The sequence below is a fragment of the Desulfuromonas sp. AOP6 genome (assembly GCF_009731355.2).
Classification (GTDB): domain Bacteria; phylum Desulfobacterota; class Desulfuromonadia; order Desulfuromonadales; family SZUA-540; genus SZUA-540.
The window spans coordinates 172,921-188,200 of sequence record NZ_AP022810.1 but is presented as its reverse complement, the minus strand read 5'-3'; the positions used below and the strand labels follow the sequence as shown (position 1 = coordinate 188,200).

12 protein-coding genes are annotated in these 15,280 nt (G+C 58.4%); all 12 read left to right on the top strand.

From position 1 onward, the window contains the following. Positions 1-4: 4 nt before the first annotated feature. The 12 genes from tssC to AOP6_RS00865 all read left to right on the top strand — a co-directional run bounded on the left by tssC (position 5) and on the right by AOP6_RS00865 (position 14,731). Entirely contained in the window at positions 5-1,546 is a 1,542-nt protein-coding gene (tssC, locus tag AOP6_RS00920; RefSeq protein ID WP_155874767.1) for a type VI secretion system contractile sheath large subunit, read from the top strand. Positions 1,547-1,620: 74 nt separating this feature from the next. After that, a complete protein-coding gene (locus AOP6_RS00915; RefSeq protein WP_155874766.1) occupies positions 1,621-2,106 on the top strand; it encodes an Hcp family type VI secretion system effector in 486 nt (161 codons plus the stop codon). Between the two features lie 59 nt (positions 2,107-2,165). Then, positions 2,166-2,588: a type VI secretion system baseplate subunit TssE gene (gene tssE, locus AOP6_RS00910; RefSeq protein ID WP_155874765.1), complete on the top strand. Its 423-nt coding sequence runs from the start codon at positions 2,166-2,168 to the stop codon at positions 2,586-2,588. Next, positions 2,581-4,338 carry a type VI secretion system baseplate subunit TssF gene (gene tssF, locus AOP6_RS00905; RefSeq protein ID WP_155874764.1) on the top strand — a complete coding sequence of 586 codons (1,758 nt, stop codon included), beginning with the start codon at positions 2,581-2,583 and terminating at the stop codon, positions 4,336-4,338. The genes tssE and tssF overlap by 8 nt, the downstream gene beginning before the upstream one ends. After that, a complete protein-coding gene (gene tssG, locus AOP6_RS00900; protein WP_155874763.1) occupies positions 4,302-5,297 on the top strand; it encodes a type VI secretion system baseplate subunit TssG in 996 nt (331 codons plus the stop codon). Before tssF ends, tssG begins: the two co-directional genes overlap by 37 nt. A gap of 32 nt (positions 5,298-5,329) precedes the next feature. After that, complete coding sequence (gene tssH, locus AOP6_RS00895; protein WP_155874762.1) at positions 5,330-8,008, top strand: type VI secretion system ATPase TssH; 2,679 nt, start codon at positions 5,330-5,332, stop codon at positions 8,006-8,008. A 15-nt stretch (positions 8,009-8,023) separates the two neighbouring features. Next, entirely contained in the window at positions 8,024-10,084 is a 2,061-nt protein-coding gene (gene tssI / locus AOP6_RS00890) for a type VI secretion system tip protein TssI/VgrG (RefSeq protein ID WP_155874761.1), read from the top strand. A 43-nt stretch (positions 10,085-10,127) separates the two neighbouring features. Further along, positions 10,128-10,550 carry a hypothetical protein gene (locus AOP6_RS00885; RefSeq protein ID WP_155874760.1) on the top strand — a complete coding sequence of 141 codons (423 nt, stop codon included), beginning with the start codon at positions 10,128-10,130 and terminating at the stop codon, positions 10,548-10,550. 4 nt (positions 10,551-10,554) lie between these two features. Continuing rightward, positions 10,555-11,775 (top strand): hypothetical protein, encoded by a 1,221-nt coding sequence (locus tag AOP6_RS00880; RefSeq protein WP_155874759.1) that lies wholly within the window; start codon positions 10,555-10,557, stop codon positions 11,773-11,775. Further along, positions 11,775-12,824: a DUF2169 domain-containing protein gene (locus tag AOP6_RS00875; RefSeq protein ID WP_155874758.1), complete on the top strand. Its 1,050-nt coding sequence runs from the start codon at positions 11,775-11,777 to the stop codon at positions 12,822-12,824. The genes AOP6_RS00880 and AOP6_RS00875 overlap by 1 nt, the downstream gene beginning before the upstream one ends. After that, complete coding sequence (locus AOP6_RS00870) at positions 12,824-13,972, top strand: hypothetical protein (protein WP_155874757.1); 1,149 nt, start codon at positions 12,824-12,826, stop codon at positions 13,970-13,972. The genes AOP6_RS00875 and AOP6_RS00870 overlap by 1 nt, the downstream gene beginning before the upstream one ends. Before the next feature lie 159 nt (positions 13,973-14,131). Beyond that, entirely contained in the window at positions 14,132-14,731 is a 600-nt protein-coding gene (locus AOP6_RS00865; protein WP_155874756.1) for a hypothetical protein, read from the top strand. The last annotated feature ends 549 nt before the right edge of the window (positions 14,732-15,280 follow it).

Here is a 15,280-nt window from a genome sequence, read left to right as displayed (position 1 = left end):
ATCTATGAGCACACAGCAAGCCGCCGCCAAGTTAAACGCAAGCCCGGAAGAACGTGTTCTCGACGCCGAGAATGCCTATGAACGCCTGTGCAAACTGGTCGATATCGATCCGCTGCGGGAATCCATTCAATTGACCCGCTTCGCCGATGCCTCGCAGATGGCGGACATCTCTCTGCAGCAACGCCTCACTGCCGGCATCCAGGTGTTTCTTGACCTGACCGCCCGCAACAGCGCCCAGATCGAGCGCATCGACAAGGTGCTGCTGGATCGCTATATCGCCCAGATTGATCAAACCATCAGCGGGCAACTCGACGCCATTCTGCATCATCCCAGCTTCCAGCAGATCGAGAGTTCCTGGCGGGGACTCCAGTTTCTGGTGGATCGCTGTGACTTCCGCCGCAACACCAAGGTCGAAATTCTGGATTGCACCAAGGAGGATCTGCGGGAGGACTTCGAGGAAGCCCCTGAAATTATTCAGACCGGCCTCTATCGTCACGTCTACGTCAATGAATACGACACCCCCGGTGGCGAGCCCTTTTCGTCCATCATCGGCAACTATGAATTCGACAATTCGGCCCAGGACACCGCCCTTTTGCGTGATATCTCCAAGGTGTCCGCCAGTGCACACTGTCCATTTCTGGCTTCCGTGGGCGCCCGCTTCTTCGGCAAGGAAAGTGTCGACGAAATCGCCAAGATCAACGATCTCACCAATTACATGGAAAAAGCCGAATATACCCGCTGGAAAAGTTTCCGGGCCACCGAAGACGCCCGCTATATCGGCCTGCTGACGCCCCGCTTTCTGCTTCGCCTTCCCTACGGCCAGGACAGTACACCCGTGCGAACCTTCAACTACGAGGAAGACGTCAGTGGCCTGGATCATCGCCATTACCTGTTCGGCAACCCGGTCTTCGCCTTTGCCGGAAACATCGCCCAGAGCTTCGCTCAGCACGGTTGGGCCGTCAACATCCGTGGTCCGGAAGCAGGCGGCAAGGTCGCCAACCTGCCGGTCCACATGCACGACACGGGCAAGGGCATGCAGATGAAAATGCCGACGGAGATGCTTATCTCCGAAACGCGCGAACTGGAAATGGCCAACCTCGGCTTTATCCCCCTGAGCTACTACAAGAACAGCGACTTCGCCTGTTTTTTCTCGGCGAATTCGGTACAGCGACCGGCGGAATATGCCGATGCCAACGCCAATGCCAACAGCATGATCAATTCGCGGCTGCCCTATATCTTTCTGGTCTCCAGACTGGCTCACTACCTCAAAGTGCTGCAGCGGGAGAATATTGGTTCATCCAAGAGCCGCCAGGTTCTGGAGAACGAATTGAACGGCTGGCTGCAAACCCTGGTCACCAAAATGAAAGACCCGGAACCCGAACTCATCGCCACGCACCCCCTGCGCGACGGCAAGGTTACGGTCAAGGAAATCCCGGAAAACCCGGGCTATTTCAGCGTTGATCTCTTTGTTCAGCCCCACTTCCAGATCGAAGGGGTGGATGTACAGCTCAAGCTTGTCGCGCAGATGCCCCGCGATAACAACTGATTACCAGCCACAGGGCATCCAACTTATAACCGGTGCGTAGAGCACCGCCACTAATGTCCAAGAGGAGGAAAAGTATGGCAATTCCAGGCTACATGACCATTCTTGACGACCAGGGGTCCAAGGTAGAGGGTCCGGTCAAGGTTTCCGGTCGCGAAGGGACTATCGAAATTCTCGGTTTCGACCATGAGCTGCGCATCCCGACCGACAGCGATACCGGCAGCCTGACCGGCACCCGCAAGCACGAACCTTTCATTTTTCTGAAAGCCTTCGACAACGCCACCCCTTATCTGTACAAGGCCTGCAGCAACGGGCAGACCCTGAAAAAGATCGAATTGAAATGGTATCGCATCAACGACACCGGCACCGAGGAGGAATATTTCTCCCACACCCTGGAGAACGTCAAGATCACCTCGGTCAAGCCGACGATGCACAACGTCAAGGATCTGGACAAGGAACGGTATCCCCACCTGGAGCAGGTCGCTTGTCGCTATGCCAAGATCACCTGGGCCTACACGGACGGCAATATCTCCTTCTCCGACTCCTGGACGGAAGGACGCTAAACCACCGCGCCGTACAGGGAGCCAATCCCTGTACGGCTTATTGATGGCCTTCGGATTTTATGACCCAGACCATTCTCGACATACTCACGCGCCCTGACGCCGCGCCGTTGAACTCACGCACCAGCGGCCGAGACGCCGCCTGCCAGAGCGTCAGAGACCATCTGCAGCGCCTGTTCAACTCGCGCAGGGGCTCTTTGGTCCACCTCCCCGATTACGGGATGCCGGACATCGCGGCGCTCTACCTGGCCCTCCCCTATTCCCGGGACCAGATCATGGCCTGCCTGCGTCAAAGCGTCTCCCTCTACGAGCCCCGACTGCAGCATCCGCAAGTGCGCGCCCTGGCTCTGGAGGGCAACCAAGAGGGGACTGCCTTCGAACTCTGCGGGGCTCTGCCGGGGCACCAGCGGGTCCGCTACCTGGTGACCCTCTTTCGCAGCGGCCACATTACCGTTTCGACCGGAGGAGATTATTACCATGGGTAGTTACTTCGATGCCGAAATGCGCCTTTTGCAGGAAACGGCCCAGGAGTTCGCCCGGGCCTTTCCCGAAAAGGCTCGCCTGCTGAATCTGCTGGATGTCAAGGATCGCGACCCTTATGTGGAACGCCTGCTGGAGGGGATGGCTTTTCTGACGGCCGAGGTCAAGCAGCGCATCGACGATGACATCCCCGAGCTGTCCGAAGCCCTGCTCAGCCATGTGCGCCCTTGCTTTCTACGGCCCTTTCCCTCTTGCTGCATCATGCAGTTCACACCCCGGCCGGGACAGCTGCCGCAGACCCTGATCCTGCCCCGGGGAACCCAGCTCTCCAGCGGCAGCATCAACGTGCCGGGACAAGGGCCAGGAGCCCTGGACGAACGGGTTCACTGCCGCTTCCGGACGACCAGCGAGGTGGAGCTGCAGCCCCTGCGTCTGGCAAACTTTCAGCTCGACACCCCGGTGCACGGCCGCCAGACGGCCCGCCTGCACTTCCAGTTGGACCACGACGTTTCCCCTGACGAACTCGATCTGAAAAGTCTGAAAATCTATCTCCATGGCGACCATTCCACCGCCATGGAACTCTACCACAGCTTCACCGCACAGATCGCTCAGGTCGAAATCGCCTATCCGGGCCACCCAAATCCGCCTTTCCGGCTGGGAGGGCAAGAAACCGTAAAGCCCTGCCATCTTGATCCCGACCAGGTCATGATTCCTTCATCCGGCCGCGATTTTCCCGGTTTTCACCTCCTGCACGAATACTTCTGCTTTCCGGAGAAGTACCTCTTCGTCGCCGTACATCACCTGGATCGCCTGGCCTGGCCGGACGACTGCTGTGAATTCGAGATCCTTTGCCACCTGCGGGAGCCTCTCGGCGACGATCTGCGCCTGAGCAAAGACAACTTTCGCCTGCATTGCGCCCCGGCCATCAATCTGTTTGAAAGCAGCAGCGAACCGATCCAGCTCCATCACCGCCAATGGGAATACCCGGTTATCGCCAACAACAACAATCCGGCCAGCCTGCAGGTCTACAGCGTCAACGGCGTGACCGGTGCCCAACCGCGGACGGGGCTGCGAAAAAACTATGCTCCCCTGCCCCAGTTCGATCACGGCGGCCATCAGGAATCTTATTTTCAGGTCGTCCATCGCCACCGCGAAGGTCTGCGCCCCCAGACTTACCTCGCGATCGGGGGCGCCTTGAGCGAAGAGCCCGAGACTCTCTCCGGCGACATCACCGTCTTTAACGGAAACGTCCCCAGGGACCATTTGCAGACGGGCGACATCCGGGCGCCGGGACAGGGCTTTCCGACCAATGTCACGGCCTGCAACATCACGCGCCCCACCCCCATGCGGCTGCCGCCCCAGCGCGCCGACTACCGCATGGCTCTGGTGACCCATCTGAGCGTCGGCTACAACAGCCTGGCCAGTCGGGACAACCTTCGGCAACTCCTCATGCTCTATAACTGGAGCGATCAGCCTCAGAACCGGCGACGCATTCGAGGCGTCACCGAAATCCAGCGTAAACCTCTGCACCGCGTCCACCGGGGGGCCCTGCTGCGCGGCGTGGATATTCAGCTGGAGATGGCTGAAAGGGATTACCTGTCCCCAGCAGATGCCTATCTCCTTGGCACCATTTTGCATCATTTTTTCACCATGTACGTCACCGTCAACGCCTTTGTGCAAACCGGCTCACAGCTGAGCCCGTCTAAAAGTGAATTGATATGGGAACCTTTGCTCGGGGAAAACTTTCTCATCTGATCGAAGACTTACTTGCCCGACCGTCAGCCTATACCGCTTTTCAGGCCCTTCACCTGCTGGAAATGAGCTGTCGTGGCGGGGATGGGGATCAAGAGCTGCATCGCTTCATCGTCCCGACTCCGGCCCGGGAGCTCTCCTATCCCGCGGGTGAGATACGCCGCTGCTTTCGCGACCGGGATCAGCGCTATCGTCTCGAACTGAACTTCATGGGGCTATACGGCGTCGACTCCCCGCTGCCCCAGTATTTCAACGACATCACGGCCCGGGACAAGGACGGCAGCGACGAGCTGAGCGCCTTTTTAAACCTGTTCAGCCAGCGCCTGTATACCCTGCTGTTCATGGCCTGGAAAAAACTGAACCACCACGGCGGCACAAAAAGTCTCTACAGCCGGTATCTGACCGCCTTCTCCGGCATGTCGGCCGCTACGGGGCGAATCGACTACGCTGGTGTATTTGGTACCCGAATCCGAAGCAGCCAGGCCCTGTGCGGCATGCTGGCCGACTTTCTCGACGCCCCTGTTCGTCTGCGGCAGAACGTTCCCCGCTGGATCGGCATAGATGAACCCGCCAAGTTGGGTGAAAAGTGCCTCCTGGGGAGCAACGCCCTGTTGGGCAACCGCCTTTTGGATGTGAACAGCCATGTCCGCATTCTTGCCGGCCCGCTGTCTTTTGAAAAAGCGCTGGCTTTACGTCCGGGAGAGCCTCTGGCCCTGGCCGTCGCCAGCCTGCTGGGAGACTATCTGGAGCCGGGACTCGACTATGACCTGGCGCTTAATATGCAACCGGCGACGGGTCAGGCCGCTTGCCTCGGCAACCCTCACCTCATCCTGGGCTGGGGCTGCTGGCTGGGCACGGCGGCGCCTCAAGGCCAGCGCGTGCTCCTGTCTTCCTCCAGCCTGGCCGCCTGCCGTCAAACCACCACAGCATCAGGGTCAGGTCGCCTTCACCTGGCGGCTTGATCTTTTTTTAATCCGTACTCTTCGGGGGAATCATGAGATCGACTCACATCAAAAGGCTGCTTGAAAAGCTGAACCCGCACTGTCTTAATGCTCTCGAATCAGCCGCCAGTTTTGCCGCCATGCGCGGCCACTACGAAATTGGGCTTGAGCATGTCGTTATCAAATTGTTGGAACGAGGCGAGGGGGATTTTGACCTGCTGCTGCGCCACTACGGCATCAACCTCGACCAGCTCTGGCAAAAGCTGCTTGACGACCTGGCCCGCTGGCGTTGCGGCAATCATCACAAGCCCGCCTTTTCCCATCATTTGTTGGAATGGTTGGAGCGGGCCTGGACGTTCACCTCCCTGCACGACCCACAGGCTCAAATCCGTTCACGGGCTCTGCTTGAAGCCTTGCTGAAAATCGCCCCCTTGCTCCCCGGGCAGGCCTGGCTGCTGCTGGATGGCCTTTCCCGAGAAATGATCGAGGCGGAGGCGGCCCAGATTCTGGCTATCTCCGTGGAAGGTCAGCCCTCCCTGGCACCAGCCCCGACTGCGCCCCCTTCAGCCAACACCGCGTCTCCCGGTCAGATGACGGGCCCCACGCCGCATCTCGACGTCTATACCACCGACTTTACCGCCAAGGCCAGAACGGGGGAGATCGATCCGGTTCTCGGCCGCAACGACGAAATCCGTCAAATGATCGACATTCTTACCCGGCGCCGCAAGAACAACCCGATTCTCGTGGGCGAGCCCGGTGTGGGGAAATCGGCCGTGGTGGAAGGACTGGCTTTGCGCATCATCGAGGGGAGCGTCCCCGATAGTCTGAAAAATGTGCGGCTGGTCTGTCTCGATCTGGGCCTCTTGCAGGCGGGCGCGGGAGTCAAGGGGGAGTTCGAGAAGCGCCTCAAGTCCGTCATCGAAGAGATCCGCGCCAGTGATGTCCCCATTATTCTCTTTATCGATGAGGCCCACACCCTGGTTGGCGCTGGCGGCGATGCAGGTATGGGGGATGCCGCCAACCTGCTCAAGCCGGCCTTGGCGCGAGGTGAACTGCGCACTCTGGCCGCCACTACCTGGTCTGAGTACAAGAAGTACTTCGAGCGGGACGCCGCCCTGGAGCGCCGTTTCCAGATGGTCAAAATTGACGAACCCTCTGAAGAAACAGCCATCGTCATGCTCAACGGTCTCAAATCCCACTATCAGGAACACCACAAGGCGCTGATTACGGATCAGGCTGTGGAGGCGGCCGTTCGCCTCTCCAGCCGCTACATCAATGGCCGCTTTCTCCCCGACAAAGCCATTGATCTGCTCGACACCGCCGCGGCACGCGTCTGCATGGGCCAGGCAGCCACGCCAGCCGAGCTTGATAGTGCCCAGGAGCAGCTCGCCTTTGTTGAACGTCGTCTGCGCCACCTGCAAGAGGAGACCGATCTGGGACTGCCGGTGGATGAAGCCCTGCAGAACCGCTTGTGCCAGCAACACGAGGAGACCGCCACACAGGTCAAAACCCTGCAGGGACGCTGGCAGGCGGAACTGGAGCTGGTCCGTCAGATTCAGGCGATGCGCCGACAGCCCTGTGACGGTGCCAAGGTGGAAGAACTGCAGCAGCATCTGCAGGAGATTCAGCAGGAATCGACCCTGGTGCAGCCGGAGGTCAACGCCGAAACCATCGCTCAGGTCGTGGCCGACTGGACCGGCATTCCCGTCGGCCGCATGGTCAAGAGCGACCTTGCCAGCCTGCTCGACTTCGAAACGCTGCTCGGTCAGCGCATCGTTGGGCAGACCGAGGCCATTCACGCCATCGGACAAGCCCTGCGCAGCAACCGGGTTGGTCTGGGCGAAGCAGACGCGCCTATCGGCGTCTTTCTGCTCACAGGACCCAGCGGCGTGGGCAAAACCGAAACGGCGCGCGCTATTGCCGACGTCCTTTACGGCGGCGAACGCTTCATGGTCACGATCAACATGAGCGAATACCAGGAAGCCCACTCTGTATCGCAGCTCAAGGGCTCGCCTCCCGGCTATGTGGGGTACGGCGAAGGAGGTGTCCTGACCGAGGCCGTGCGTCAGCGGCCCTATTCCGTCATTCTGCTCGACGAAGTGGAAAAAGCCCATCCCGATGTGCTCAACATGTTCTACCAGGTTTTCGACCGCGGCTTCATGCGCGACGGCGAAGGGCGTGAAGTGGATTTCAAGAATACGGTCCTCATCATGACCAGCAATCTGGGAACCGAAGCCATCATCGCGCTGAACGAGTCGGCCCTGGAGCAGGATGAAACCTCCCGCCAAACCCCGGGGTACCCCGAACTGCACGAAGCCGTCCAGCCGGATCTGGCCCGGCACTTTCCCGCCGCCCTGCTGGCGCGGATGCAGGTCGTTCCCATGCGCCCCCTCGACCAACAGGCCCTGCAGCAGATCGCTGCCCTCAAGCTGGACAAGATAGCCTGCCGGCTGGGCGACAGCCATGGCATCACCTTGCGCTGCGCCCCGGAGATCATCGCTTACCTGACGGCCAGGTGTCAGTCCCCTGAATTCGGCGCCCGCTCCCTCAATACCCTTATCGATCAGCAGGTGATGACCGGGGTAGCACGCAGCCTGCTGCAGTTCATGGTGGCCGACGATATGCCGCAGATCATGACCCTGCAGCTGGATGAGCAGGGAGACCTTTCCTGCCTGTTCAGTGATTTGGTCGAAGACGCCGCGGATTCCTCTGCCCTCGCCGCAGCCAGTTAGCAAGGAGAACGGTTCATGAATTTTCCCGCCGCTCATTTTCCGGCCGCCAATTGCAGCCAGTTTTTCCTGCGCATTCGGACGGTACCGGACGACACCTTCACCCTGACCCGTTTTAGCGGCTCCGCTCAGGGTCTGTCGGCAGACTTTCGCTTTGAGATTTGTCTGCATTCGGACGCCGAACTGCTGCCACGCACCATCATCGGACGCAGCGCCACCCTGGAGCTGAGCTGGGGCCCTCAACCCGTTTATCTGCACGGGGTCATCTCTCGCTTTGAGCGCACTGGCAACACCCCGGACGGCGTCTCCTACCGGGCCGTTCTCAGCTCCCCCCTCTTCCCCCTGACCCTGAACACCAGCAATCGGGTCTTTCTAGGCCGCGACATCGGTCAGCTTATCGAAGAGGTACTGATCGGGGCTGGATATGGCAAAGACGAATTCCATCTCGAATTAACAGGAAACTATCCTCAACGAGAGTTCGTGGTTCAGTACGCTGAATCCGATTTCGACTTTCTCCGCCGCCAACTGGCCCGCCACGGGATCTTCTTCACTTTCGAAAACCGGGTGCAGGGATGCCGTGTCGTTTTCTGTGACGACAGCACCCGTCGGCCGATGCTGCCGGGCATTGAGCAGCTGAAATACAGACCCCAGACCGGTTCGGTTCGCACGGCCGAAACGGTCTTTGCACTTTCTCCCCAGGCGCAGTGGCTGCCGGGAGGCGTTCGCCTGACGGACTACAATTATCGCACCCCCGATACCCCTCTGGATGTCAGGCTCAATGCAACCTCGGATAATGCCGTTGGGGAACAGGCGATCCACGGCGATCATTTCAAAACGGCGGAAGAGGGCGAGCACATGGCGCAAATCCGTCGACAGGCCCTGGATGCCCGCCGGGAGACCTTTGAGGCGGAGACGGACTGTCGGGGCATCGTTCCCGGCTTCCGGCTTAAAATAAGCGACCACCCTGACGAAAGTCTCAATGGCGACTATCTGGTGGTCAGCATGGAACAGAGCGGCCACCAGGAAGCTGCCCTGGCCCGGGGCGAAGAGGTAAAAGGCCCCACCTATGTCAACCGTCTTCAGCTCATCAAGGCACAGATTCCTTTTCGGTCGCCCGTCCCGGAACATCGGCAAGTGCTCGGTCTGTTTACCGCCCGGGTTGAAAGCGACGGAACGGAATATGCCTGTCTCGATGAACAGGGACGCTATCGTATCCGTACCGACTTTGATCGCGGCGAGGCCCCCCTGGCCCAGGCCAGCCATCCCGTGCGGCTGATGCAGCCGTATGGTGGTGAGCAGCATGGCATGCACTTTCCTTTGCAGGGGGGAACGGAGGTGGTACTCGCCTGTCTCAACGGCGACCTCGACCGCCCCGTTATACTCGGTGCCCTGTCCAATCCCCAGACCCCCAATGTGGTCAACGCCGAAAATGTCAGCCAGAACATCATCCGTACCGTCAGCGGCAACGAGCTCTGCATGGATGACCGCCGCCAGAAGGAACGCATCGACCTGTTCACCGCCGAACGGAAAAATATCCTGACCCTCGATGCCCAGGCCGGATCCCACAAGGTGCGGCTGGAAACCCGCGAAGGCGACATGGAAATCCACGCCGGCAAAACTCTGCTGATGGAGTCGGGAGAGAGCCAGTTCGTCGAAAGCGGTGGTGACCATATCGTCACGGTGGAAAACTCCCAGCAGTTGATGACCCGCAATAAGGATATTTCCCTGCAGGCCGCCACCGATATCCAATTCAAGGCCGCCCAGAATATTCAATTCGAGGCTGAAAAGCATGACATCGCCTTGAGAGCTGGCGAGAACCTGATCCTCGATGTCGGCCAAGCTCTGTCTATGCAGGTGCGCAACGACAAGATGGAACTTGCCATTGAAAAGGGCAGTCTGAGCATTCAGGCGGCCAAAGACATCAGTCTTCTCGGTCAGGGTGGCGGTCCCATAACCATCAGGCAGGGCAACGGCACCATTCAGATATCCCCGTCAGGAGACCTGACCATCAGCGCCGATAAGGTCACTATCAACGGTCAGAGCATTCATCTTAAAGGCAACCAGATCAGCGGAAACTGAGTCCCCTGGCAATTCCCGCAGAGGCCATAAGGAAGGGAAAAACATGCACAGCAACCTGAAAGCCCTCCATCCAACGAGCCACCTCCCGGTGCATCTTGCCACGGTTCTCACCGTTTGTGAGGGAGAAGCGTTGCTGGTGGAACAGGGCGGTGAAAAATATCGCGTGGCCGGACACCTGCATCAGACCGAATATCTCAAAGAAGGGGATGCCGTCATGACGATGGAGACAGAGGTCGGCCTGATTGTCTGCGGCCGCCTCAGGGCCAAGGGAGAAGAACCCGCCCCGCGTCTGCAGACAGACAACGGTCAATTGAACCTGGAAGCGGCCACCGGTATCCGCCTGCAGGTGGGAGACAGTTGGCTGGAAATTCACAAAGACGGCTCAATCCGCCTGAACGGACGGCAGATTATCAGTATCGCCCATGGCCGCATGCGGCTACAGGGCACGACCATCGAGATCAATTGACCCCATGACCATCCATTTTCTGGCTTCCCATGAGGAATCGGCCCAAGCCCTCTATGTTCAAAGGTGCTTCCTGCAACAGCAGCCCCTGGTCGATGCCTCCATGCTGGCAGGCCTGGAGCAGCGCCTTTTCATCCATCTGCATGTCCTGGCTCACCGCCCGCAGACGTCGGCAAATCCGACCGATGAGGGGGAAACCTTTGTCTGCCTCGCCAGCCAACTGCTGTCCAGGGACAGGCAGCGCCGGCTGGCAGGATATGAACAGGCTGTGACCTGCCTGGCCGAAGGTGGCGCGGTTCAGCAGGGGGCCTTTCAGGCCCTGGCCCTGGTGTCCATTCCCGCCGAGGGTCAGCAATTGCTCGAACTCTACCGGGAGACCCCCCATCTTCGCGCTTTGCTTTTTCAGCTCTGGCAGGAACAATCCTACGCCGTTCCTGCGGCGCTGACCTCGGCGGCCGAACTGCGCGGTCTTGATCCTCACCTGCAGGTAGCGGCTTTACAATACGCCAGCCGACAGGCGGGCAGCGGCCTTGACCTGTTTGCCCCCTACCTTCAGGGCTGGCAGGGCGACAGTCGCCCTGCGGCAACCTCGGGCCTCATCTTGGCGGCAGCCCTTTGGGGCGCCAGGCTACATGGGGATAGGACAACGGATAAACACCTGTGGCGCTGCATTGAAACGGAAAGCGAGCCCGAAGCCTTCTATCAGTTGTTACGCCTGGGCGCGATGGCGGCCGAGCCGAAGCTCGTCGAAGTCATCCGTCACTATGCCGCCAAACACCCCGAACGCGCGGCTGAACTGCTGGCTCTTCATGGCACCCGGGAGGCCATCGATGCCCTACTGAGCCTGACCCCGCAGCTGAAGGACCCCGCCCTCTCGGCTCAGATCTGGCGCTGGGTAAGCGGCACAGACCTCCAGGTCTCTCCCCATCTGCAGCTGGTAACCGAGCAGACAGGCGCGGATCGACAAAACGGCCCGACAGTCTGGTGGAACAAGCATCGCGATCGGCTTGCCGTCGGTCAGCGCCTCCTTATGGGCCGACAGTTGGATATTCCCTGGGTCAGGCAACAGTGTCTAAACTGGGCCGGGCGTTTCAGTCATCACCTGCTTGACCTGCTTGCCTATCTGCAGGGGGCCCCGGTCGGTATCAGTGCCAACGTCCTGCAGGTGAAACGTCAGCATCATCTGGCCCAAGAAGCGCCGCAAAGAGTCCGACAGGAGGCCCGTTGATGCAGCTTGAGAACCAGACGGATTGGGCGGCCGGTCTTTATCCCGGTTGGAGCCGCCAAGGCCACCGACAATGGACGCTGGTCTTTAAGGCCAGTTATCAATTTGACGGTCAGGGTAACCTGACCGCTTTGCCTCAAGGCCCTATCGTGGAAGCTGATCAGTACCGGGGCGAACCGACGTACTCAAGCCTGGTGGCCAGCAGTGAAGTGGCCCCGTTCAAACAGGGGGCCGAACTCTACCTGTTCGGCAGCGCGCAGCCTGACCCGTACGGCAGCCGGGTCATTCAGGTAGCTCTGAGCCTGTGCCAGAACAATAACCGCTACTGGCACAAAGAGCTGCGTGTCTTCGGAAACCGCAGTTGGCAGCGCAGAATGTTGACTCCTTTGCCGGGGAAACCTGCCTCCATCACCGCCCCTGTGCCCCTGATTTACGAAAATGCCTTTGGCGGAAGCGACCCTGCCCATCCTGAACAAGTCTGCCTCGCCAACCCGGCTGGCGTCGGCTACAGCTTTCGCGGCCTGCGAACCAAGAACCTTGGCCTGCCCGCTATCGAAATTGGACCCAACTTTATCAGCAGTCCGGCCAGCCGCGTGCAGCCCGCGGGGTTCGGTCCCCTGCCGCCATTCTGGGATCCCCGCTGTCAGGAAGTCGGGGAAATCGATGCCGAATCCGTCGCCCAGGGCCTTTGCCCCTGGGCGGTGCCGCTCCCGGCAACAATGCACAACGTCGCCCCCCAGGATCAACGCTTTAATGCCCCTTTTGAAGGGGAGATGGTCCTTAAGGTTACCGGGCTGCTCGCGGAAGCTTCCCACGAGGTTCTCATCCGGCTGCCCGAATTGAAACCCGCCGTTTTTCGTCACGCAGGTGAACAACTCAGCCGCCTTGACCCGGTATGTGACACTCTTGTCATCGATACGAACCGTCAGGAAATTCATCAGATCTTTCGTTGCGGGGTCGTCCTCGATCTGCACGAAAAAGAATTCGGCTTACTCATTCTGCGCAATCTTTTGTCAGAAAAAAATCCAGTCGTCGCCGAGGCGTTAACCTGATGTGCCCAAGCAAAACGTCCCTCGCCAGCTATCCTTCACGACCTGAGGTGGCCAAACCCCAGACCGTCGTCCAAATAATGGATATCGGTCTTTGCTGCCGTTTTGGCAGCGAAACGGCCGCTCTTTTTGGCGGCGTGGCTACCAATATGTCCACGGCAAGACCGCATCCCGGCCTGATGCTGCCGGCAGAAAACAATCCCGACCAGCTCCAGCCCATCCACACTGGCGCCCTACCGGAGTTTGACGACTTGACGTCACCCCAGGATCGTCTTCTCGCCCTTCTGGAAGAGGCCCTGTACAATCTTCTGGAAAAACAGCCTTCCCTGCCTGTCGGCCGCTCCCTGCTGGTTATACTGCTTTTGCCTCCCATCGACACCATAAGAGGCAGTCAGGTCGATCACCAGCAAATACAGGCCTTCCTGCGGAGCACCTTGCCAGAAGCCGAACAGGTTGAAATCCGCCTCCTGACCCCGGCGGATGGGTCCGTGTCCGCTCTGCTTGAGGCCTGTGAGCAACTCAAAAAAGGGATGTGGGATGCCGTCCTCTTCGGTGGCGCCGACACCCTCGTCGATACCGCCACCTGCTTGGAGGTGATGCAAAGTCGTACCCTGCTGACGGCAGGCAGCAGCGGGATCTTTCCCGGCGAAGCCGCCGTCTTTCTGTTCCTGCAAAAAACCACAACTGCACCAGGCCTTGCCCACATCACCACTCTCGCCGCCACCGTGGAACCCTTTCCCGGTCAGGCAGATGAAAAGAGCATGACGGGACTCGCCGAGGCCATCAGAAAAAGCACACAGGATGACCAAAACACACTCGAACCGGCCGCCGTCATCCTCCCCTTGGATGCCAGCGCCTGCCAAACTCTCGAATGGCATCAAGTGCGCCAGAACCTATGGCCAAATGCCCGGCAGGGCATGGAGGAGCTTTACCCCTGCCATTTTCTCGGCGACATCGGTGCAGCGACCCTGCCGCTGTCAGTGGCCCTGGGCTGTGCCCGTCTAGACTTCACCTATTCAGCGATCACCAGCCTATTGGTCTGCGAAGCAGGCGCCACCCCGCCCCGTGGGGCGCTGTGGCTACATAAACCACCGTATCCTGGAGAGGCGATGTCCAGAAAATCATCCAAAACAGTGACTATTCCGCTGTGAAGCCGGGGAAGGATCCCCTTCCCATAAAATTTAATTTGAAATTTCAATGGTCAATCAGGCAGCAACGTTATAAAACTTTAAAGTTTTTGAATTACATCCCTACTATAGAGATCGAAATCCATTTACACATTTTGGCAGATTACATCAAGGGAGATCATAATGATTCATACCGTGGTTCAGTCCTATCGCCGCATTGCCTGTACCCGAGTTCTCTCGTACCTTTCTGCTTTATTAGTTTTCTCTGGGTGTGCCTCAACCGCAAACTCTCTGACAAATCCTCTTTCACAAAAAATGAGAGCTTCTTGTGAAGTAAACAGCCTTCAAGCCGTTCACATTCCTACACCCTTAAGTGGGGGACATATTGTCTTGAGTTCAGAGACCTCAGAAGAAAATAGCAGGCTTTGCGTCACGTGGAGTGACGATAAGGCGCTTGAATTACTCCTCTGGGAATCCTCCAATTATGTTCTTGATCCCGAGCAGGAAAAACCATGGTTTTTACTGAGCCATCAAGGGGTTGAGTATTTTGCCTTATCGGTTTTTAGTGGTGGCGCACGGTGTTGTTGGGAGATTTTGCTATTCCGTCTGGATGAACCACAACTTATCAAGCGTGGGTTCACTTCAGTCGCTTCTCCACTGTACCGTACCGATGAGAAAAATTGCCTCCTGGCGGCCAAGATATATCCGATAAGTCGTGATGAACCCATGTCATGGAAGTCAAAGATTGAATGCCTAGTCGATGAAATTACCGCCAATGAATAGCGCAGATTATTAGACTTTTTCTTTTCTTATTTTCCTCAGGAATCCATTGACTCACCTGGAGCCGTTCAATGAACACTGATGACATATTTTCGTCGCGGGGTGCAGCCTACACCTCAAGTCAAGTAGCTGAATGGTCACACTACCATTCTCCTATCGATTCCACTCCAGGCCGCCCTTCAGGTTTCAGTCGCCGACACGGGGATGCCTCTCTTGATGTACAACAACAAGCTATTGACGCCATTGTAGCGGCTGGCCGCGCAAAAGGGATGTCTGATGACCTAATTGCGATGACCCTTGCCATCGCACGACACGAATCTGGGTTTAACCCGGATGCGGCGGCAGGACCTACCAGCGCAAGTGGTTTAGGACAGTTCATCAATCGAACCGGTTCCGCCTACGGTCTTTCGGATGACAATCGGTGGAACATGGATGCTCAAGCGAGAGCGCTGGTTGATTTCACTTCAGAAAACATCACACTGGCACGGAGTAGGGGCATTTCCGATTCTGAACTTCACAGATGGGTTTATAAATTTCATCACGATGGGCCGG

Coding starts and splice junctions, on each gene's coding strand:
- tssE (WP_155874765.1), top strand. CDS start 2,166: ATGACCCAGACCATTCTCGACATACTCACGCGCCCTGACGCCGCGCCG.
- tssF (WP_155874764.1), top strand. CDS start 2,581: ATGGGTAGTTACTTCGATGCCGAAATGCGCCTTTTGCAGGAAACGGCC.
- AOP6_RS00915 (WP_155874766.1), top strand. CDS start 1,621: ATGGCAATTCCAGGCTACATGACCATTCTTGACGACCAGGGGTCCAAG.
- tssI (WP_155874761.1), top strand. CDS start 8,024: ATGAATTTTCCCGCCGCTCATTTTCCGGCCGCCAATTGCAGCCAGTTT.
- AOP6_RS00865 (WP_155874756.1), top strand. CDS start 14,132: ATGATTCATACCGTGGTTCAGTCCTATCGCCGCATTGCCTGTACCCGA.
- tssC (WP_155874767.1), top strand. CDS start 5: ATGAGCACACAGCAAGCCGCCGCCAAGTTAAACGCAAGCCCGGAAGAA.
- AOP6_RS00880 (WP_155874759.1), top strand. CDS start 10,555: ATGACCATCCATTTTCTGGCTTCCCATGAGGAATCGGCCCAAGCCCTC.
- tssH (WP_155874762.1), top strand. CDS start 5,330: ATGAGATCGACTCACATCAAAAGGCTGCTTGAAAAGCTGAACCCGCAC.
- AOP6_RS00885 (WP_155874760.1), top strand. CDS start 10,128: ATGCACAGCAACCTGAAAGCCCTCCATCCAACGAGCCACCTCCCGGTG.
- tssG (WP_155874763.1), top strand. CDS start 4,302: ATGGGAACCTTTGCTCGGGGAAAACTTTCTCATCTGATCGAAGACTTA.
- AOP6_RS00875 (WP_155874758.1), top strand. CDS start 11,775: ATGCAGCTTGAGAACCAGACGGATTGGGCGGCCGGTCTTTATCCCGGT.
- AOP6_RS00870 (WP_155874757.1), top strand. CDS start 12,824: ATGTGCCCAAGCAAAACGTCCCTCGCCAGCTATCCTTCACGACCTGAG.